The 17,758-nt window shown below is 59.5% G+C and carries 25 protein-coding genes; 11 read left to right on the forward strand and 14 right to left on the reverse strand.

Annotation, left to right across the window (positions count from 1 at the left end; all coding sequences use genetic code 11):
- Window positions 1-86: 86 nt before the first annotated feature.
- Complete coding sequence (locus tag DYI42_RS00515; protein ID WP_213544093.1) at window positions 87-1,091, forward strand: tyrosine-type recombinase/integrase; 1,005 nt, start codon at window positions 87-89, stop codon at window positions 1,089-1,091.
- A 58-nt stretch (window positions 1,092-1,149) separates the two neighbouring features.
- A complete protein-coding gene (locus DYI42_RS00520) occupies window positions 1,150-2,046 on the forward strand; it encodes a recombinase family protein (protein WP_027263653.1) in 897 nt (298 codons plus the stop codon).
- On the opposite strand, the gene DYI42_RS00525 is transcribed toward DYI42_RS00520, so the two are convergent.
- Both DYI42_RS00525 and DYI42_RS00530 read right to left on the reverse strand, forming a co-directional pair.
- Complete coding sequence (locus DYI42_RS00525) at window positions 2,030-2,425, reverse strand: PIN domain-containing protein (protein ID WP_017467198.1); 396 nt, start codon at window positions 2,423-2,425, stop codon at window positions 2,030-2,032. The two genes, DYI42_RS00520 and DYI42_RS00525, sit on opposite strands and share 17 nt — an antisense overlap.
- The gene (locus DYI42_RS00530; protein WP_009815510.1) at window positions 2,415-2,642 is read right to left on the reverse strand and encodes an AbrB/MazE/SpoVT family DNA-binding domain-containing protein; all 228 of its coding nucleotides are present in this window, start codon (window positions 2,640-2,642) and stop codon (window positions 2,415-2,417) included. The genes DYI42_RS00525 and DYI42_RS00530 overlap by 11 nt, the downstream gene beginning before the upstream one ends.
- Window positions 2,643-2,955: 313 nt before the next feature.
- Here DYI42_RS00530 and repA point away from each other — a divergent pair, with 313 nt between their 5' ends.
- From repA to repC, 3 genes are all read left to right on the forward strand, one after another.
- Window positions 2,956-4,143 (forward strand): plasmid partitioning protein RepA, encoded by a 1,188-nt coding sequence (gene repA, locus DYI42_RS00535; RefSeq protein ID WP_027263652.1) that lies wholly within the window; start codon window positions 2,956-2,958, stop codon window positions 4,141-4,143.
- Window positions 4,140-5,156: a plasmid partitioning protein RepB gene (repB, locus tag DYI42_RS00540; RefSeq protein ID WP_057796633.1), complete on the forward strand. Its 1,017-nt coding sequence runs from the start codon at window positions 4,140-4,142 to the stop codon at window positions 5,154-5,156. Before repA ends, repB begins: the two co-directional genes overlap by 4 nt.
- A gap of 177 nt (window positions 5,157-5,333) precedes the next feature.
- Entirely contained in the window at window positions 5,334-6,569 is a 1,236-nt protein-coding gene (gene repC / locus DYI42_RS00545; protein WP_064260193.1) for a plasmid replication protein RepC, read from the forward strand.
- Window positions 6,570-6,700: 131 nt separating this feature from the next.
- Here repC and DYI42_RS00550 read toward each other — a convergent pair whose 3' ends face one another.
- Window positions 6,701-7,903, reverse strand: coding sequence for a Fic family protein (locus DYI42_RS00550; protein ID WP_027263649.1), 1,203 nt, complete (start codon window positions 7,901-7,903; stop codon window positions 6,701-6,703).
- 89 nt (window positions 7,904-7,992) lie between these two features.
- Here DYI42_RS00550 and DYI42_RS24415 point away from each other — a divergent pair, with 89 nt between their 5' ends.
- The 3 genes from DYI42_RS24415 to DYI42_RS00560 all read left to right on the forward strand — a co-directional run bounded on the left by DYI42_RS24415 (window position 7,993) and on the right by DYI42_RS00560 (window position 9,646).
- Entirely contained in the window at window positions 7,993-8,118 is a 126-nt protein-coding gene (locus tag DYI42_RS24415; RefSeq protein WP_274608776.1) for a hypothetical protein, read from the forward strand.
- 62 nt (window positions 8,119-8,180) lie between these two features.
- A complete protein-coding gene (locus DYI42_RS00555) occupies window positions 8,181-8,666 on the forward strand; it encodes a hypothetical protein (RefSeq protein ID WP_057796630.1) in 486 nt (161 codons plus the stop codon).
- Window positions 8,667-8,707: 41 nt separating this feature from the next.
- Window positions 8,708-9,646, forward strand: a complete 939-nt coding sequence (locus DYI42_RS00560; RefSeq protein WP_064260190.1) for an ArdC family protein — start codon at window positions 8,708-8,710, stop codon at window positions 9,644-9,646.
- Window positions 9,647-9,859: 213 nt separating this feature from the next.
- On the opposite strand, the gene DYI42_RS00565 is transcribed toward DYI42_RS00560, so the two are convergent.
- Genes DYI42_RS00565 through DYI42_RS00600 form a run of 8 tightly spaced genes read right to left on the reverse strand, consistent with a single transcriptional unit; the run spans window position 9,860 to window position 14,574 of the window.
- Entirely contained in the window at window positions 9,860-10,186 is a 327-nt protein-coding gene (locus tag DYI42_RS00565) for a YnfA family protein (protein ID WP_040546036.1), read from the reverse strand.
- A 56-nt stretch (window positions 10,187-10,242) separates the two neighbouring features.
- The gene (locus DYI42_RS00570) at window positions 10,243-11,595 is read right to left on the reverse strand and encodes a dihydrolipoyl dehydrogenase family protein (RefSeq protein ID WP_017467591.1); all 1,353 of its coding nucleotides are present in this window, start codon (window positions 11,593-11,595) and stop codon (window positions 10,243-10,245) included.
- A gap of 22 nt (window positions 11,596-11,617) precedes the next feature.
- Window positions 11,618-13,048 (reverse strand): mercury(II) reductase, encoded by a 1,431-nt coding sequence (gene merA / locus DYI42_RS00575; protein WP_057796628.1) that lies wholly within the window; start codon window positions 13,046-13,048, stop codon window positions 11,618-11,620.
- Window position 13,049: 1 nt separating this feature from the next.
- Window positions 13,050-13,187 carry a hypothetical protein gene (locus DYI42_RS00580; RefSeq protein WP_007803572.1) on the reverse strand — a complete coding sequence of 46 codons (138 nt, stop codon included), beginning with the start codon at window positions 13,185-13,187 and terminating at the stop codon, window positions 13,050-13,052.
- Window positions 13,184-13,570, reverse strand: a complete 387-nt coding sequence (gene merF, locus DYI42_RS00585; protein WP_007803570.1) for a mercury resistance system transport protein MerF — start codon at window positions 13,568-13,570, stop codon at window positions 13,184-13,186. Before merF ends, DYI42_RS00580 begins: the two co-directional genes overlap by 4 nt.
- Window positions 13,567-13,818: a hypothetical protein gene (locus DYI42_RS00590; RefSeq protein ID WP_072629817.1), complete on the reverse strand. Its 252-nt coding sequence runs from the start codon at window positions 13,816-13,818 to the stop codon at window positions 13,567-13,569. Before DYI42_RS00590 ends, merF begins: the two co-directional genes overlap by 4 nt.
- A 30-nt stretch (window positions 13,819-13,848) precedes the next feature.
- Window positions 13,849-14,151: a hypothetical protein gene (locus DYI42_RS00595; RefSeq protein ID WP_040545980.1), complete on the reverse strand. Its 303-nt coding sequence runs from the start codon at window positions 14,149-14,151 to the stop codon at window positions 13,849-13,851.
- Window positions 14,152-14,166: 15 nt separating this feature from the next.
- The gene (locus DYI42_RS00600) at window positions 14,167-14,574 is read right to left on the reverse strand and encodes a mercuric transporter MerT family protein (RefSeq protein ID WP_007803565.1); all 408 of its coding nucleotides are present in this window, start codon (window positions 14,572-14,574) and stop codon (window positions 14,167-14,169) included.
- Between the two features lie 76 nt (window positions 14,575-14,650).
- On the opposite strand from DYI42_RS00600, the gene DYI42_RS00605 reads away from it, so the two are divergent.
- The 3 genes from DYI42_RS00605 (at window position 14,651) to DYI42_RS00615 (ending at window position 16,405) form a co-directional block, all read left to right on the forward strand.
- A complete protein-coding gene (locus tag DYI42_RS00605; protein WP_153218054.1) occupies window positions 14,651-15,064 on the forward strand; it encodes a MerR family transcriptional regulator in 414 nt (137 codons plus the stop codon).
- A gap of 184 nt (window positions 15,065-15,248) precedes the next feature.
- The gene (locus tag DYI42_RS00610; protein ID WP_064260186.1) at window positions 15,249-15,638 is read left to right on the forward strand and encodes a DUF3768 domain-containing protein; all 390 of its coding nucleotides are present in this window, start codon (window positions 15,249-15,251) and stop codon (window positions 15,636-15,638) included.
- Between the two features lie 560 nt (window positions 15,639-16,198).
- Complete coding sequence (locus DYI42_RS00615) at window positions 16,199-16,405, forward strand: hypothetical protein (protein ID WP_162797850.1); 207 nt, start codon at window positions 16,199-16,201, stop codon at window positions 16,403-16,405.
- Here the strand turns inward: DYI42_RS00615 and DYI42_RS24630 are convergent.
- Genes DYI42_RS24630 through DYI42_RS00630 form a run of 3 tightly spaced genes read right to left on the reverse strand, consistent with a single transcriptional unit; the run spans window position 16,309 to window position 17,756 of the window.
- Window positions 16,309-16,854 (reverse strand): c-type cytochrome, encoded by a 546-nt coding sequence (locus DYI42_RS24630; protein WP_209599666.1) that lies wholly within the window; start codon window positions 16,852-16,854, stop codon window positions 16,309-16,311. The genes DYI42_RS00615 and DYI42_RS24630 overlap by 97 nt on opposite strands.
- Window positions 16,855-16,892: 38 nt before the next feature.
- Window positions 16,893-17,360, reverse strand: a complete 468-nt coding sequence (locus tag DYI42_RS00625) for a DUF411 domain-containing protein (RefSeq protein WP_163852060.1) — start codon at window positions 17,358-17,360, stop codon at window positions 16,893-16,895.
- Between the two features lie 51 nt (window positions 17,361-17,411).
- Entirely contained in the window at window positions 17,412-17,756 is a 345-nt protein-coding gene (locus DYI42_RS00630; protein WP_163852058.1) for an ArsR/SmtB family transcription factor, read from the reverse strand.
- Window positions 17,757-17,758 lie beyond the last annotated feature (2 nt).

Here is a 17,758-nt window from a genome sequence, read left to right on the forward strand (position 1 = left end):
CAGACGCCGAGAAATCGACCTCAGCGCCCTCCGATTCGAACAATCAAGCTCAGCGCGACGAGAGAGACCAAGTCAGCACCGACCCCATCGCCCTACCGGCCCATGTGGCCGGGTCCGGCACGCTCGACCGGCTTGTCGACACCGCCCGTGATTACGCCAGGGCCTCGACCGCCGAGAACACCAACAAAGCTTATGCCGCCGACTGGAAGCACTTCGCGCGTTGGTGCAGATTGAAGGGAACGGATCCCCTCCCCCCGTCTCCCGAAATGATCGGGCTCTACCTGACCGATTTGGCAGCGCCGGCGAAAGGCACCCCTGCCCTCTCCGTCTCTACGATCGAGCGCCGCCTGTCCGGCCTGGCCTGGAACTATGCGCAACGCGGCTTCTCGCTCGATCGCAAGGACCGCCATATCGCCAACGTCCTCGCTGGGATCAAACGCAGGCACGCGCGCCCGCCTGTGCAAAAGGAAGCGATCCTGCCCGAGGACATTCTCGCCATGGTGGCCACCCTGCCCTTCGATCTGCGCGGCCTGCGGGATCGGGCGATCTTGCTGATCGGCTTTGCAGGCGGTCTGCGCCGCTCCGAAGTCGTCAGCCTGGACGTCAGCAAAGACGACACGCCTGACAGTAGCGGATGGATTGACGTCTTCGAAGATGGCGCGGTTTTGACATTGAACGCAAAGACAGGCTGGCGCGAGGTGGAAATCGGACGCGGATCCTCAGAACAGACCTGTCCTGTGCATGCGCTCGAGCAATGGCTGCATTTCGCCAAGATCGATTTCGGCCCCGTGTTCACCCGCACGTCGAGGGACGGGAAGCGGGCGATGGACGAGCGGCTCAACGACAAGCATGTCGCGCGCCTCATCAAGAAGACGGTGCTGAAATCCGGCATCCGAGCCGAGCTGCCCGAAAACGAGCGCCTTGCGCTGTTCTCCGGTCACTCGTTGCGCGCCGGTCTCGCAAGTTCGGCCGAAGTCGATGAGCGCTTTGTCCAGAAACAGCTCGGACACGCCTCGGCCGAGATGACCCGCCGCTACCAGCGCCGTCGCGACCGGTTCCGGGTGAACCTAACCAAAGCAGCCGGTCTCTGATCGCACGCTCATTCGGTCGTTTATTGGAGATATCTTAAATTGCAAACGGCCGGATTTCATGCCCCTGATTGGCTATGCGCGCGTATCGACAGAGGATCAGACACCCCTGCCCCAGTCTGAGGCCCTGCAAATCGCGGGATGCGTCGAAATCTTCGAAGAACACGCCTCAGGCGGCAATCGCGCGCGGCCAGTGCTTGCGCGCGTTCTCGAACGCGTTCAGATCGGCGACACGCTGGTCGTCGTGCGGATCGACCGGCTTGCGCGGTCCTTGTCGCATCTTCTCGAGGTGATCGAGAGTCTGGAGGCGAAGGGTGCCTTCTTCCGCTCCCTGCAAGACCCGATCGACACGTCCTCACCGCAGGGCAAGTTTACGCTGCAGGTTCTGGGCGCCGCAGCCGAGTTCGAACGCGCTCTGATCCGCGAACGCACAAAGGCCGGGCTTGCCTCTGCGCGCGCCAAGGGTCGCGTTGGTGGCAATCCTGGGCTAAGCGCCAAGGATCCCGTCGCGCTGCGCAAGGTGCGGCTGGCGCGACAGGACGGCTACATGGAGCGCCTGAACGAGACCGCGCAGGATTGGGTACCCCATGTGCGCCGCTTGCGCCCCGATATGGCTTGGGAAGACGTCTTGCAGATTATCAATGGCCCCCTGCCCCATGATCGACGCTGGACGCAAAGCCGCTTGCTTCGCGCCGTAAAGGCATATGTGCGCGACGGGTTTCTGCCCGATGAAGTGCTTGGCCGCGCCGGACGCCGCGAAACCGACGATCGCCTGCCTGCCATCGTGGCGGCCATCAAAGGTTCGGACCCCGATATCACGCTACAGGCGATCTGCGACCGATTGGAATCCATGCGTGAGCGGACTCCACGGGGACGTACAAGCTGGCAACCGTCCTCCGTCAGGATGCTGTTGGAACGGGCGGAGCGACTTGGGTTGCTGGTCAGGCAAATGGATTGACGACGCGCAGCCGATCTTCGACCAGCAATCCGTCGTGCATGTCCTCAGTCCATAACGTCGTGCACCCAGCGATCAGCGCGGCAGACACGATCATCGAGTCATAGACCGATAACTGGTACTTCGCTGCCAACGCGCGACCCACTTGATGGGTTTGAATCGTGAGGTCCTCGACAGGGCATAAGGACTTAATACCCTCAAGAAACGCTCCGGTATCTTCCCAACTGAGACCAGCTTTCCGTCGGCAATTTACCATCGCTTCGTTCAGGACCTGAACGCTGATCCGGGGTCCCTGCCCCAGAATTTCCTCCGCCCTCTCAGCCTTTGGACCATCGTCGAGCAGGTAGAGCACAACATTCGTGTCTGCGAATTCAGCGCTCATGCGCGGCGTCGCGGCTTAGACGCGCGTCCTTGGGCAGTTTTCCGCGAAACCGCCTTAGCCCTTGTAGAACTTCATCGGCGCGAGGTTGGCGTCTCACAAGAATGGTTCCATCGTCCTTTACCAGGTCGACCTGATCGCCTTCCTTTAAGCCGAGTTCTCTCACAAGATCCGCGGGTAGCCGGACGGCAAGGGAGTTTCCCCATTTGGCAACTTGCATCTTGTCCTCTCATGCATGGATAAACATCCAATAATGTATATCCAGAACTGCCAAAAGGCAAGCTCTGGTGCGCTCAAAGCCATGCTGGAGCCCTCCGACAAGAGTTCTCCCCTGTCCCTTTTCGTGAGATGCGGTGCGTTACACCATGCAGCAGGAAGCCTAACAGCCTTGTGTTCGGTGACGACCCGCCCACTAGATGTGGAAAAACCTTGCGCGAATCCGACTCTTGCGCCAATAGTCACGGAAACGAGGCAAAAAACGTCAATTTCCGTGAACACGCCAAAGACGCGATGTCTCGGAAGCGAGAGGGCAGATGGATAATACCTTTGTGCATGAGGATCTCAACGCGGTGATCCGCCAGCATTCGGAATGGCTGGCGAACCAGTTGCATTCGCAACGTGAGAGCCTGTTTCCACCCGATGCCGAGAAGACCATGCGCAAATTCACCTCTGGTGAGGCTGCGGCGCTGCTCGGCGTAAACGATTCCTATCTTCGCAAACTCAACTTGGATGGCAAAGGGCCTTCTCCCGAGCTGACCGCCGGCAACCGTCGTCTTTACTCGGCGCAGGATATCCAAGCGCTGCGTGTGCTCCTTGAAAAAACCGCTCGCAAGCCGGGCGATTACGTTCCCGGACGACGAGAGGGTGATCATCTTCAGGTCATCGGCGTGATGAATTTCAAGGGCGGGTCCGGAAAAACAACAACCTCTGCCCATCTCGCCCAACGGCTTGCCCTGCGCGGATATCGTGTGCTGGGCATTGATCTTGACCCACAAGCTTCCTTCACCGCGCTGCACGGCGTTCAGCCGGAATTGGACCTCGAAGATGGCGGCACTCTCTACGATGCGATCCGCTATGAGGACCCGGAGCCGATCCGGTCGGTCATCCGCAAGACCTATATCCCCAATTTGGACTTGATCCCCGGCAACCTCGAATTGATGGAGTTCGAGCACGACACCCCGCGCGCGCTGGCGCAGGGCAATGCCGGACTTTTCTTCTTCCGCGTGAAGGAGGCGCTGGCCCAGGTCGATGAGGACTACGACGTGGTCGTCATAGATTGCCCGCCGCAGCTTGGCTTTCTGACCATGTCCGCCCTGTCCGCGGCCACGGGCGTTCTGGTGACCATCCATCCAGAGATGCTCGATGTGATGTCCATGTCGCAATTCCTCCGCATGACAGCCGACCTCATGGACGTGATTGCCGAGAGCGGCGCTGACATGTCTCATGACTGGATGCGCTATGTTTTGACCCGCTACGAGCCGCAGGATGCGCCGCAGAACCGCATCGTGGCTTTCCTGCGAACAATGTACGGCGAAGCCGTGCTGAATTCGCCCATGTTGAAGTCTACAGCCATCTCAGATGCGGGCCTGACCAAGCAGACACTTTATGAAGTGGAACGCAGCGCGTTCACGCGTTCCACCTATGATCGCGCGATTGAGAGCCTGAATACGCTAAATGACGAGATCGCCGACCTAATCCAGAAAACCTGGGGGCGCACATGACCAGTGGCAAGAAGAAGCGCATGTCAATGCTGGACAGTCTCGCGGCAGCTGGGGCCCCCTCCCCTGCCCCTCAGACAGGTGCTGTGACACCGATGATGACCTCGAATCGTGCCCTTCGGTCCGCCCGCGACGCGGTCGATTCCCATCATGTTTGGGAACTGGACCCGGCGAGCATCGAAGACGGGCGTATGGCGGACCGGCTTGACCCGGCCGATGTAATGGATTTGCGCGATGCGATTGAGGCGAACGGTCAGACTGTTCCGATCCTCGTGCGACGTGCGCCGGGTGAAGATGATCGCTACCTTTTGGTCTATGGGCGACGCAGGCTGGAGGCGATCCGTCAGTCCGATAAGGTTACCAAGGTTCGCGCGTTAGTCACCAACCTGGATGACGACAGCGCTCTGCGTGCTCAGATTTCGGAGAACATGGGTCGGCGCGATTTGTCTTTTATTGAAAAGGCCCTGTTCGCAAAGGACCTTGTGTCGTCCGGCTTCGGAAATCAATCTCAGGTTGCAGAAATTCTTACCGTCACGAAGTCGTCCATATCTATGGCGATCGCGATCGCGGACATGGTCGGGCCGGATCTGGTACGCGCCATTGGCGCCGCCCATGGCATTGGCCGACCCCGATGGGAATCCCTTGGTCGGGCCATCGACGAGAATGGTCTGGACCGCGAGGACCTTATCGGGATCGCGAAAGAGGCACGTGAAAATGCCGAGACCTCCATGGTGGTGGATGACATTGCCTCTACCAATGACCCGTCCATCCAAACGTTCCTGGCCGTAGAAAAGGCTGTGACCAAGGCGATTAAACCGGCCAAGTCGCCCTCCCCTGCCCCACCTTCCAGCGTCCCGCTGAAGATCGGCGGCAAACGCGGCGGCACGGTCAAACGCACTGCCAAGGGCCTATCGATCGAGTTGGCGGATGGAGACTTCGCCGATTGGGTCGAGACGCAAGTGCATGACATGATTGAAGACCTTCACGAACGCTGGAAGCAGCGGTCGGAAGACTGAGGAAGAGCAGAAATCAAAGAAGGAGGCACGAAAAGGCAAAAGAAAAGGTCCCGCAAAGCGACCACTCCACGAGACCCTAACTTGTTTCTAGCACCTTCAAGGTAGTGTCCGGAGCTATTTTCCGCAAGTCCAAAGTGATTCGCGGACCGGGATATTTTTGTCTTCGTGAATGACAAAATGGACTACACGCCCGTAACGCCGTTCCGGCGAACGATAGATGCTGCCATCCTGAAACATCAGGCAGCGACCCAGGAAGACCTGCCCCCAGTCGGCGCCAACAAGTGGGAGGTCCTGAGGGAGCTCGCTGCCGCTCGAGTCGCGTTCGGCTTGTCCGATCGGGATTTGACGGTGCTTCAGGCGCTGGTCAGCTTTCACCAAGCGACAATTCTCGGAGGCAATGACAGCGAATTGATTGTACATCCGTCCAACAAGGCGATTTGCGAGCGCCTGAACGGCATGCCCTGCTCGACGATGCGGCGCCACCTCTCCAACCTTGTGCAGACTGGCTTTGTTGTCCGGCGCGATAGCCCCAATGGGAAGCGCTATGCCCGCCGCTACGGCGACGAAAAGGTTGCGTTTGGGTTCGACCTCTCTCCGCTCGTTCGACGCTTCCAGGAGGTTTGTGAGGCCGCTGAGACCGTCCGGGCCGCAGAAGAGCGGTACAAGCGCCTACGTGCCACTGTGAGCCTCATGCGGCGTGACCTCGCAGGGCTGGCCGAGTACGGGCGCTCACTTCGTCCGGATCAGGGCGTCTGGGACCAATTCTCTGATCTTGCGGCCCTAATGGCCCGAGATCTTCGCAGAAAACTCGAAATGGAAGACCTTAGGCGCATCGAAGACTCTTTGGGGTCAGCCTTAGATCACGCCAGAAACCTTCTGGATGGCTGTGAAACAGAAAATATGAGCACCAATGATGCTGTTTCTGAGCAGCACTATCAGAATTCAAATAAAGACTCTTATGATCTTGAACCTCGCTTAGAAAAAGCGCGGGGCGGAGGCGTTGCGCGCGATATTCCAGAAGTTGCCGATAGCCCTCTGTGTTCTGAAGATGAGGCGAACCCAACGGCAATTACTGACGATCAACTGATGCCGAATATACCGCTTGGTCTCGTCCTCGCCTCCTGTCAGGAATTCAAAGCTTATTCCGAGCAGCCTGTTCGCCACTGGCACGATCTGGTCCGTGTAGCTGATGTGGTCAGGCCCATGATGGGTATTTCCCCGTCCGCGTGGGACGAGGCGAAACGCTATATGGGTCCCGAAGAAGCGTCTGTTGTGATCGTTGCAATGCTTGAACGGTTTGCGGATATCCGATCACCTGGAGGCTACTTGAGAACCCTATCTTCAAAGGCAGCAATTGGGGAGTTCTCCTGCGGTCCGATGATCATGGCCTTGATGCGGCGGGATGCTGCATGATGAGTTCACAGCTGTGAACTCGGCTGACAAGTAGGATAGCTCGGGATAGTTCACAGCTGTGAACTTCTTTCCAACACGGTCAGAGGCAGCGCTCGCGGACTTGGCCAGAAACAGGGTGCTTCGGTTGCCAGTCACACGGGCATGTCACCGTCTCCAAAGAGGTTTGGAAAGAGCCGCTCTCGATAATCCAACGGAAACGCCAACCGAACCGGCGTCTTCGGCGAGACGGACGTCATGTATCCGGCGGCGGTCAGTTTACTCAGCGTGTTGCGAGCAGTACGCTCGGACGTCTTGAGCACAATCTGCGCATCGCCTCGTTCCAGTGCCCCATGACGAAGAACCGCCGAGATTAGTTCCGGCGCTCGCTTGTCATCGATGGTATCTGCAACAAGACGACGATACCGTTGGTCCAATCCGCCGAGATCGAACAATCTTGCTGAGAAGCTGATCTGGTCGAGCGTCACCTTTAGGAACCATTCACTAAACGTCTTCAGTGCCGCTTCTGACAGGTTCCCCCGTCCGTCGCGGTCTCCGCGGCGTGGACTGTCGGCCAGATCCATCATCCGTTTGTACTCGCCCCGATCGGTTAGCCCGCGGGCCAGCCCACGTGATACGGACCAGAGCCCTTGGCCACCAATCCCCGCTGTGAGGGCCATGGCATGAGACATCAGTCTGCTGACACGGCCGTTACCATCCGGGAAAGGGTGGATGTAGTTGAGCCGGTGATGCGCAGAGGCGATCGCAATGATCCGTCCGCTCGAAGACCGCGCCGCAATCTGAAATCGTTTGTCGAAGTGGTCCATGAATGCCGCGACGCGCGACGATGAAGGAGGTAGGTGGCGCCCGACCGCAACTTCCCGATCATCATCCTGGCGCATGCGTCCCGGAACGATGGGCTCTTGTGTGCCGTCGGGATGTTCGATGACCCGAAACTCATTCGGCATCTCGTCGTAGAAGCTCTTATGGACCCAAGTCAGGAATTCGACGGATGTGGGGCGGGGCAGGGTGCCCTTGCGATGCATCTCGTCGATGGCCCGTTGAACGATGACGTGCGCCCGGGCCTCAAGGGCGAGGGGACGGGTTTCTTCCTCAAGCTCGGCACCAGCCAGCGCCCTTTCGATATCGCGGGGGCGCGTGTTGTGTCCTTCGATCAGGTTGGAGTAATAGCAGTTCATCACACGGACGAGATCGGCAAGCTCAGCTGCGCTGTCAGGATGCAACCCTTGTCCCAGCCCGGTGGCTTCCCTCTGGATGTCGACCGAAAGGTCTGCCAGTTCTGTAGGAATATGCTCCTCGAAGAAGCAGGGTTCGATCCTGGCGGGTGTTTCCAGCATTTTGCCGATCTTCCATGTTTGCAAAGTATTTGACAAATAAACACATTTCGTACTTTCAAGCAAGGTTTTGCCGATATGCGTTGCCGATCTTGCCTGCCGATCTGGAATTGCTGCATGAAATCAATGGCTTCGGCAGATGTGCCGGGCTTTTCGGTTTTGTTGTGTGCCCAAAGGGGCCGGAAAAAGAGAAAGTGTTCTTCGGGTTTTGTGACTGACGGATGAGGGCCTTTGGGGTCCCTCAGATGGGTCCGGGCCGGGTTCCGGTCTGCCGTTCCGGATGAAGGGCATTCCTATGCAATCAGGTGTCTTGCGCGTGCTCCGCGCAACCGCCGCCTCCTGGTGGCGGCATAGAGAGCTGCGCCGAACTGGCCAGAGGGCGCTGGCACAGCGGCTCGAACGCCAGACCGTCCTGCGTGATCTCGGCTATCTGAAGCAGGCGGCGTCATTGCCAAACGCGCATGTGATCTGCGGGGAGGGTGGGACATTCCTCCATCTCGGTTGGACCACCGTGTCGACCTTCGCGCCGATCGAGCGCTTTCCCTTGGCCACTCTTGCGGTCGCACGTGGCACGCCGTTCATCGATATCCGACTCGTCACCGATGTCATCGCCTTCGCGAACCTGCCGCGGGTGACGCGGGACGGATCGGTCGACCCTGACTCTTCGGGTCCCGGCAAGTCCGTGTCGCTGACCACCTACATCGACATGGTCGAAGCCCTCGGTGGCAGGATCGCCAACGATCCGCGCCCCTGTCGGTCAACCTAGTCACCACTCCCTCTCACCAAAACTCGAAAAGGAGGCCAGCCATGGCCCGATCCCGTACGCCCAAATTCGATGCCTCCGAGGTCATCACAAACGAAATCATCCGTATCATTGAGCGCGGCGTCCTGCCCTGGCGAAAGCCCTGGACCGCAGGCGGCAGCTCTCGCCCCCTGCGCGTGGGGGGTGAGCCCTACCAGGGGGTCAACAACTTCCTGCTGACGATGCGCACCGTGATGGCGGGCCACAGCTCGCCCTTCTGGATGACGCTGCCTCAGGCCAATGCCTTGGACGCGAAGGTGCGCAAAGGCGAGAAGTCCTCTGTCGTTGTCTACTACGGCCAAAGCCGGAAAGACGCCGATGGCGAGGACGACCGTAGCAGCGGGGATGATCACTCCGAGGAAGCCCGCATCTTCCGCTTCCAGAAATCCTACCGCGTGTTCAATGCCTGCCAGATCGAGGGCTTGCCCGACAGTTTCTACCCTGACCCGGAGCCCGTGCCCGAGCATCCGCCGTCCGAGCCCATCCCGCACATGCAAGCGTTTTTCGATGCCATCGACATCACAACCGTCTTCACGGGCACGGAGGCGTACTATTTGCCCCCCGTGGACAAGGTCTACATGCCGTCCATCACGCGGTTTCAGGACCCGCGCAATTTCTACGGGGTCTGGGCCCATGAGCTGGCCCATGCCACAAAAGCCCCCCATCGGCTGAACCGCGATTTCGGGTTCTCGAAGTTTGGCAACACGTCCTATGCTCGCGAGGAGATCGTCGCGGAATTGACCTCGGTGTTCCTGGGTCAGACGCTGGGCTTTACCGCGCATACGCTCGAGATGAATGCCGCCTACCTCCACAACTGGTTGCGCGTTCTTCGGTCGGACAAGGGCGCAATCTTCCGGCACGCCGCGGACGCGCAGCGGGCCTGCGACTATCTGATCGCCAGATCGGAGGCGTGCAGGGCAGGGGAGGGCGCTGAGGCAGCATGACCTATGCTCTTCCGCAACGCAGAAAATGGCAGCTTCGAGCCCACTTTGACCGATGCTGCGTAAAGGATGTATCGCTGCTTTCGAGGGCGGTAGAAAACCTGCTTGATCGCAGCCGCGATGCGGAGGGAAAGCAGCGCCGAGTTGTCGGAACGCGTGAACCAAAAGGCGATCTAATCGAACGATTCAGCGCTTCACCCCGTCTGCGGCTGCCTCTCAAATACTGCGCGGTGCCCAGAGAATAATACCCGCACCGACAAGGCAAATGACCGCTCCAACTACATCCCATTGATCCGGGCGATGCCCTTCTACGCCCCATAGCCACAGCAGGGACGATACGATGTAAACGCCACCGTAGACTGCATAGGCGCGGCCCGCCTGATCGGCGGGGCTGAGCGCCAGTAGCCAGGCGAAAGCGGCAAGGGACAGCATGCCCGGTGCCAACCAAAACACGCTCTTGTCCAGCCGGAACCAGGCCCAGAAAGCAAAGCATCCGGCAATTTCGGCCAGCGCAGCGGCGAAGTAGATAAGAACCGTCTTCATCGGGCCAGACATACGTTCCGAGGAGGATCGGGTCTATTGCGAAAAATCTTTCAAATTCAGAGAAGCGAGCCCAAATCCGATCCAACACTTGGATAGGCCGCCGTCATCGACTTAAGTTGCTTGGCCGCCAGGCCCAGCTTGATTGCCAGCCCGAAGAAATTGATCAGTTCGCCGTATTCCGGGCCGAACAGGTGCGCGCCGAGGATCTTGCCGTTCGACTTGTCCACGAGGACCTTCGCGGCAGCAGAGGTCTCGCCGATCCGGTAGTTCGAATACCAATCGCCAGTGTCGGTGAACCGAACATCGACATCATACCCGGCGTCCCTTGCCTCACTTTCCAACATGCCGACACGCGCCACTTCCGGGACTGTGAAGACGGCTGTAGGAATACCGGCATAATCCGGTGCGGTCTGAGTGTCTTTGAGCATGTTGGAGGCCGCGACCTTCCCTTCGATCACTGCGACTGGCGTCAGCGGCATGCCATCGGTGTCGGCGGAATCTCCGGCGGCAAAGACCGCGCTGTTTGTCGTGCTTTGCAGATGCGGGGCTACAACGATGCCCTTGTCGCTGTAATCAACACCAGCCGCCTCAAGATTCAGATCGGCCAGGGCTGCCACACGGCCCGCGCCATGCACGACCAGATCGGTTTCGATTGTTCGGGTTTCATCGCCCGACTTCACCTCGACAGTGAATGCTCTACTGGCTTCCGAGACCGATACGATTTCGGTTTCGCGCATCAGGTCCACGCCGATACCGCCGCTGCGGTCGATCAGCATTTCGACCAGATCGGGATCGAAGCCGCGTAAGGGCCGGGCGCCACGATCCACGATGATCGGGTTGGCTCCGGCCCGTGCGGCGATATGCGCAAACTCGAAGGACACGAAGCCGCCACCGATAAAAAGAACCCGATTGGGAAGGGCCTCCAGGTTGAGGAAATCCGTGCTGTCGATCACGAGATCGGCCCCTGTGAAGCTCAGCGGCCTGGGCATGGCACCGGCGGCCACGAGGAACCGTTCCGACTGATATGCCGTTCCATCGACCTCCAGCGTGTTGCTTCCCGTGAACCGCGCGGCTCCATGCAGGGTTTCGACGCCGTTGCCCGACAGGCCCTTTTCCATCTTGTCCGGCACGGGATCGGTGAAGCCACGCTTGTGTGCCATCAGATCGGCCCAGTTGATCGACAGATCACCGGGATCGATCCCCTTGCCCTGCATGAGCCGTGCCGCGTCCATGATTTCCGCACCGCGCCGCAGGATTTTCTTTGGATCGCAGCCGCGCAATGCGCAGGTGCCGCCGTAGGGCAGCGCATCGACAATGGCGACACGCCATCCTGCCGCGCCACATTTGTTGGCCGCGGCCACGCCCGCCATGCCCGCCCCGATGACGATCAGGTCGTAGTCTTCATTCATTCTCCGGTCCTTGTCCTGATCTTCATCCGGCGCAGCAGCTCAACTTTGCCACGTCCATATCGAAGGTTTGCGCCGCCAGCTTCAGCCCTTCCACGGTCGTCAGATAGGGGAAGATCGTCTCCCCGAGCGCCTTTGTGGTCATGCCAAACTTCAGCGCCATAACGAGGGTCTGGATCGTATCGGACCCCTCGGGCGCGATGATCTGGCCGCCAAGCAGCCGGTCGGACTTTCTGTCCGCCACCAGCTTGATCAATCCGCGCGTGTCGCGTGCGGCCAGTGCGCGCGGCACCTGATCGAGCGGTACGATGGACGTCTTGACGTCGAGGCCCGCGTCCCGCGCCTGGGCTTCACCGAGACCGACGCCCGCGACCTGCGGGTCGGAAAATACCACCCAGGGCATCGCGGCGTTGTCGTAGCGATGGTCTTCGCCGAGAACCGCATTTTTGGCCGCGAGCTTTGCACCATAGGCCGCCATATAGACGAACTGGTCGCGGTCGGTCACATCGCCTGCGGCATAGATGCCGCGCACCGATGTCTGCATGTCCTCGCCGACGACGATGGACCCACGCGCGTCGGTTTCCACGCCGATTGCGTCCAGGCCCATATCTTTGGTATTGGCCCGCCTGCCAGCGGTCGAAACGAGGTGATCCGCCGTCACTTCGACAGGCTTTCCGTTCTGGATCACGCGCAGTGTCACGCCCGCGTCGTCGCGGCGCACAGTGTCGTAGCTTAACCCGGTCAGAAGGGTGATGCCTTCGGCCTCGAACGCCGCCGCCAATGCCTCCGAGACCTCTGGTTCCGCGCCGGGCAACAGATGCGAACGGGCGACAAGCGTGACCTTCACGCCCATGCGGCTCATCATCTGGGCCAGCTCCGCGCCGATGTAGCCCGCGCCGATGAAGATCAGGCTTTTCGGCAGTACTTCGAGTTCCAGAAGACTGGTGCTGTTGAGCGCGCCGATTTCCTCGATGCCGTCGATGGTCGGCAGAACGGGACGCCCGCCCGTGGCGATGATGGTCCTCGGTGCTTTCAGGGTTCGCTCACCGACTGTCACGCCACCTTCGATCAGCCGCGCGGGACCGGCGTCGATGTAATCGACATCCTCATATTCCGGCAGAAGGTCCGCGTATTTCTTCTGGCGCAGGGTCGTGACCAGATCGTCCTTGGACTGAACGAGCGTCTGCCAATCATCCACTTGTGCCCGTCCCGACAGGCCGGGGAACCGCTTGGCAGCCCCCGCACAGTGCACGGCCTCTGCCGCACGGATCATCGCCTTGGAGGGCACGCATCCCACGTTGACGCAAGTTCCGCCGATGGTGCCATGTCCTACGAGGGCGACACGCTTTCCGGCATCCGCGCCGGTAATTGCGGCGGAGAACCCCGCCGATCCGGCCCCAAGAACGATCAGGTCATAGCCGCCCTGTTCATCGTCGTTTTTGTTCAGGTCTTTCATCTCAGCGCGCCTCGCCATGTTCGGGGTCTTTTGGTCTGGCGGCGAGCAGATATATGACCGCGCCGATGGCGATCAGCGGTGTCAACATGCCGAGGAGGCCGAAGACCATGCCGGTGGCGGTGCAACATCCCATCATCATAAGAGCGATCCTTTCTTTTGCGCACGGTTCAGGAGAACCGCGTAGAGTGCTGTGGCGGCGAAAACGCCGATTGTGATCCGTATTGCGAACCTGAATTCGAGAAGAATGATCAGGATCGACAGGGCCACCGCGAGGCCGGTGGCCCAAAGTTTCGGGGCCGGTCCCGGTTTGCCAGCGCGCAGCCAAAGGGCCTGTGCCACCACGGCGAGGCTGAAAAACAGCAGCGGGAACAGGGCGTAATCGAGCCAGCCCGTGAGGGCCGACAATCCGACGCCAGCGACGATGACGACCAGAAGCGGTGTAAAGCAGCAGAGCGCGGCGAAGAGCGCACCGCCAAGCCCCCATTTCAGCAGACGGTCGGAATTTTCAGGTGTGTCAGTCAAGGAGCCGTCTTTCTTTGTGATGGGTCGGGGCCGGAGGCGCGTTTCATTTGCGAACGACGCAGTGCGCGGACGATCAGGTAGGTCAGACCCGCCAAAACCAGCACGGCAATGCCACTCATTCCAGAGAGCCAAGCCCCAACGCCGCCGAACAACGCTGCAAGCACGGCAGTTCCGCCGCCGCAGCAGACGACCACGACCGGAGCTGCTATTCCGAAGGCCAGCAGGCCACCCATCAGATTGTCACGCATTGCAGGAGATTGTCACGCATTGCAGGCGGCTCAGGAGGCTGTGTCGGGCAGCACCTGCGCCGGATAGCCATTGGCCGTCACCGCGCCGATGATGCTTTCGATGGAAGTTTCGGCGTCATCGTAGGTCACGCTGTAAACACCCTGCCCGTATTCGGGGCCGTCCTCGAATGCGGCGATCTCGACCGACGGAACACCGCGCATCGAGCTGGCAACAATGAACGAACAGGACGGGCATGTCAGTTCGCTGACGGCGATCTCGACCTGGCGCTCTTCAGCGAGGGCCGGGGTCGAGAGTGCGACGATGGCCAGGGCGGATAACAGGAGATGCTTCATGGTCATGGTCCTCGTTCAGAATTTCAGGATGAAGGGGGTGATGTAGGGAAAGATCATGGCGACAGCGACAATCGCGGAAGCGGCCCAGAGGGTTGCGCGCATGATGCGGCGGTCGATGGGGCGGGCGCAGGTGCCATCGGCACAGGCCTCGGCATCTACAGGCTTGTAAGCCTTGTAGAAGCCGTATCCCAAAAACGCGGCGCTCAGCGCGAAGGTGTACCATTTGTAGGCATAGAGCGCCCCGAGCTGCGCGATGAACACGCCTGTCACGCCAAAGCTGACCAGCACCAATGGAAGGATGCAGCAAGAAGTCATCGCCAGCGCACCGAGGACGCCGAGGCCGGTCACGCCCCATCCCTTGGTGGTTTCGTCGCCAATTTTCTGCGACTGAGATTGCGGAAGTTCCGCCAAATGTTGTTCCATCGAATCTTCCTTGAACAGATGTTTCCACCGTTCTAGGGTCTGTAGTTGATACAGGCTCAAGGGATTTTTCGGCACAATGAGTAACACAAGCGTGAGATCAATTCGGCGGGGCGATTTGGCCCGCGCAACGGGCTGCAACCTGGAAACCATTCGCTATTACGAGAAAATCGGGATCATGCCGGACCCGCCGCGCAGTACGAAGGGCTACCGAAGCTACGACGATGCCCACGTCAAGCGGCTGAAATTCGTCATGCGGTCCCGCGATCTAGGCTTTTCTCTCGAAGAGGTTCGCGGGCTGCTTGGGCTGGTCGATGACCGATCCCGGACATGCGCCGAGGTGCAGATCATCGCCGAAGATCATCTGACTGACGTTCAGGCCAAGATTGCCGATCTGCAGCGCATCGAGCGCGTCCTGTCGGACACTGTTGCGCGATGCACCGGCGATGCTGCCCCAGAATGCGCGGTGATCGATGCGTTACTCGATGCTTAGTCCACCCTAAAGAAGAGGGGGCAACGGACCTTCGTGAACGGCGCAGCGAAAGCCCGAAAAGTCCCGCAGAGCGGACTATTGGAACTGTTTGGTTCGGGCAGGTTTGGACCGGGTTCCTCCGCCAAGCGGAAAAGGAAAAGTGGGCTTTGAGAAGGGTGTTTCAAACCTCTCAAAGGAGATCCCCATGTCCATGAATGTTCAACCCCAGCCAGACCTTCCGGATCCGACCGTGATCGCGGCGCAAAACGACGCGTTTCGCAAGCTCGCGTGCCTTGGGGTGCCGCCCGCGCAGCCCATCCAGGGCCGCATGCATGTCACCCGCGCGCTTATGGAGGCCGGTGACGGCTTCATGGCCGAGGCGGTGAAGGCGACCGGTGCGTTTGATACATTCGAGCCTGAGAATGATCCCGAGGGATGGCACGATTTCGGGGCGGTCGAGATCCGGGGCGAGACCGTGTTCTGGAAGATCGATCTCTACGAAGCAGACTCGGACTTCCGCTACGGGGCTGAGACCCCGGACAATCCTGCCACCACCATGCGCGTGCTGACCATCATGCTGGCGCGCGACTGGTAGGGCAGGGGACTCCTCCCCCTGACATCTGAGACGATGAAGGCCCGCTGAACCCTCAAAGGGAAAGTGGGCCTTTTGTCGTGGTGATCCCTGAAGCCGGGGATTGGTCACGCGCGTGAGCGCGCGGGCCGCGCGAGGCATTCCCCGCGCGGGTCGAAGTCCGGCGCGCGGTCGTAGTGAACGCTCTGCAACCCCACGCCGCAATTCGCAGCGCCACAGTGCAGGAAGTCAGTAAACAGTGAACGATGATAGGGGTGAGGGCGTCGCGATCGCCAATCTGATCGGGACCGATGGGTGCAGTGTTGTTGGTTGGGTTTATCGTTGGAGTACAGGCTCACATGCGGTGATGTGGGACGTCCAAGGGCCCCAGCCGGTATCGGAAACCCGGCCGGATATAAGTGACGAACAGAAGCAAGAAATCGACTTCGATGCGCTCACGCGGATTCGAAAAAGTGACAGTGGATAGGATTCTCACGCAGCCGCCAGTTCATATTGATGGAAAGGGTCTGCGAGCGTACCGGTCATTTGAGCTGATGGCAGCGAAGGTCTCGAAGGAGCCCAGAGTGAGCGATGCTGCGCGCTCCACCAATGTCAGTTTTGGTGGTGATCGGCGAAATTGTGTATTTTTGGAAGCACCGCCAAAAGCTCTACAAAGTGTTCGCGGTGCGCGGTATCACGGGAACCCCGCACGCATGTATGCGATGATTTTCCAGATTTCTTCTTCAGTCAGCGCTTCCCTGAAGGCTGGCATTTCTGTTCCGAAGCGCTGACCGCCCTCAGAAATTGCCCAGAGCAGATACTCGTCTCCCGACATCGGCATCTGAACAAACCATCTAAGGAGAGCCGGAGAAGGCACGAGAGACCGACCGGCCTCACCATCCCCGAGACCCTCGGCTCCATGACAACTTGCGCAGTTCGCTGTGTATAGCGTCTTGCCTTCCGCGATAACTTCAGGCGTCGCGCGAATAGTGTTCCGAGCACCCCGATAAGCTGCGGGCACGCCCTCGTTCATGTAAGTCCAGTGTCGTTGCATGCGCTGCTGCTGGCCTGGTCCCATGTTTCCGTGCCCCCAGCCAGGCATGCGTTCAGACCACATGTGGCCCGGTCCCATCGGCCCGTGGCCCCACCAATCGCCTCGTTGCTGCTGTGCGACGGCCACAGTGGCAATGATGACAAACACCGCGCCCAAACCCATAAATCGTAGTCTATGCTGTGTCATCGTCTTCTCCCTATTATTTCTGATCGTCTAATTTCACCTCAGGCTGCGTCATAACTCGTGAACACTTCGGTGCTACCGTCGCGCCGGATCAGGAATACTTCGTAGGCTTCCCGCTGATCTTCCGGCCCCATTCCGGGTGATCCATAGGGCATGCCTGGAACGGCGAGACCGACTGCATCTGGACGTTCGTCCAGAAGGCGACGGATGTCTGCAGCCGGCACATGGCCCTCGATCATGTAGCCATCGATCTCGCCCGTGTGGCACGACATCATGTCTTGAGGGATGCCATTGTCCAACTTGTGCCGAACCAGCAGAGTGCCAAAGCTGCGCTCCTCGGTTACACGAAAGCCTTCCGCTCGAAGAATATCGACCCAAACCCGGCAACAGCTGCAATTCGGGTCCTTAAGAACGTGGATCGACGGAGCTCCCTGCGCAATCGCGGCGAAGGGTGCAATGATGGTAAGACCTACAGCGGCTATAATAATTTGACGGCGCGTTACATCAATATCAGTCGTCCTTTAGCTCTGTCCTAGTCTATTTCATCGCTTAGTGGCTGCTTATCTCCCGCGATAGTTGTCGCAGGACTCAACGCCCCCTGCGACCACATCGAGAAGTGCGTCCACATCGCTCAACAGCGTTGCGATACGTGCGCTACTGATACGGTAGCGGATGAAGCGCCCATCTCGGTCGCTGTTAACTAGCCCGCACTCCAACAAGCATCGCAAGTGGTTGGATACGTTTGGTTGTGATAGTCCCGTACGCTCGACGAGTTCGTGAACAACCAGCGGCTCCCCGCACAGCGCGCCGAGAATAGACAAGCGGCTTGGGTCGGCAAAGCCGCGAAATAGTTTTGCTCGTTGTTCAATGGTACCGACCTTGCGGTCCACAACGATCTGCGTCATAT

The organism is Vannielia litorea, from assembly GCF_018424695.1.
Lineage (GTDB): Bacteria > Pseudomonadota > Alphaproteobacteria > Rhodobacterales > Rhodobacteraceae > Vannielia > Vannielia litorea_A.

What these genes read in the sequence shown, in the direction of transcription:
- DYI42_RS00520 (WP_027263653.1), top strand. Translation starts at nt 1,150, where the DNA reads ATGCCCCTGATTGGCTATGCGCGCGTATCGACAGAGGATCAGACACCC.
- DYI42_RS00525 (WP_017467198.1), bottom strand. Translation starts at nt 2,425, where the DNA reads ATGAGCGCTGAATTCGCAGACACGAATGTTGTGCTCTACCTGCTCGAC.
- DYI42_RS00530 (WP_009815510.1), bottom strand. Translation starts at nt 2,642, where the DNA reads ATGCAAGTTGCCAAATGGGGAAACTCCCTTGCCGTCCGGCTACCCGCG.
- repA (WP_027263652.1), top strand. Translation starts at nt 2,956, where the DNA reads ATGGATAATACCTTTGTGCATGAGGATCTCAACGCGGTGATCCGCCAG.
- repB (WP_057796633.1), top strand. Translation starts at nt 4,140, where the DNA reads ATGACCAGTGGCAAGAAGAAGCGCATGTCAATGCTGGACAGTCTCGCG.
- repC (WP_064260193.1), top strand. Translation starts at nt 5,334, where the DNA reads ATGGACTACACGCCCGTAACGCCGTTCCGGCGAACGATAGATGCTGCC.
- DYI42_RS00550 (WP_027263649.1), bottom strand. Translation starts at nt 7,903, where the DNA reads ATGCTGGAAACACCCGCCAGGATCGAACCCTGCTTCTTCGAGGAGCAT.
- DYI42_RS00555 (WP_057796630.1), top strand. Translation starts at nt 8,181, where the DNA reads ATGAAGGGCATTCCTATGCAATCAGGTGTCTTGCGCGTGCTCCGCGCA.
- DYI42_RS00560 (WP_064260190.1), top strand. Translation starts at nt 8,708, where the DNA reads ATGGCCCGATCCCGTACGCCCAAATTCGATGCCTCCGAGGTCATCACA.
- DYI42_RS00565 (WP_040546036.1), bottom strand. Translation starts at nt 10,186, where the DNA reads ATGAAGACGGTTCTTATCTACTTCGCCGCTGCGCTGGCCGAAATTGCC.
- DYI42_RS00570 (WP_017467591.1), bottom strand. Translation starts at nt 11,595, where the DNA reads ATGAATGAAGACTACGACCTGATCGTCATCGGGGCGGGCATGGCGGGC.
- merA (WP_057796628.1), bottom strand. Translation starts at nt 13,048, where the DNA reads ATGAAAGACCTGAACAAAAACGACGATGAACAGGGCGGCTATGACCTG.
- DYI42_RS00580 (WP_007803572.1), bottom strand. Translation starts at nt 13,187, where the DNA reads ATGATGATGGGATGTTGCACCGCCACCGGCATGGTCTTCGGCCTCCTC.
- DYI42_RS00590 (WP_072629817.1), bottom strand. Translation starts at nt 13,818, where the DNA reads ATGCGTGACAATCTGATGGGTGGCCTGCTGGCCTTCGGAATAGCAGCT.
- DYI42_RS00595 (WP_040545980.1), bottom strand. Translation starts at nt 14,151, where the DNA reads ATGAAGCATCTCCTGTTATCCGCCCTGGCCATCGTCGCACTCTCGACC.
- DYI42_RS00600 (WP_007803565.1), bottom strand. Translation starts at nt 14,574, where the DNA reads ATGGAACAACATTTGGCGGAACTTCCGCAATCTCAGTCGCAGAAAATT.
- DYI42_RS00605 (WP_153218054.1), top strand. Translation starts at nt 14,651, where the DNA reads ATGAGTAACACAAGCGTGAGATCAATTCGGCGGGGCGATTTGGCCCGC.
- DYI42_RS00610 (WP_064260186.1), top strand. Translation starts at nt 15,249, where the DNA reads ATGTCCATGAATGTTCAACCCCAGCCAGACCTTCCGGATCCGACCGTG.
- DYI42_RS24630 (WP_209599666.1), bottom strand. Translation starts at nt 16,854, where the DNA reads ATGACACAGCATAGACTACGATTTATGGGTTTGGGCGCGGTGTTTGTC.
- DYI42_RS00630 (WP_163852058.1), bottom strand. Translation starts at nt 17,756, where the DNA reads ATGACGCAGATCGTTGTGGACCGCAAGGTCGGTACCATTGAACAACGA.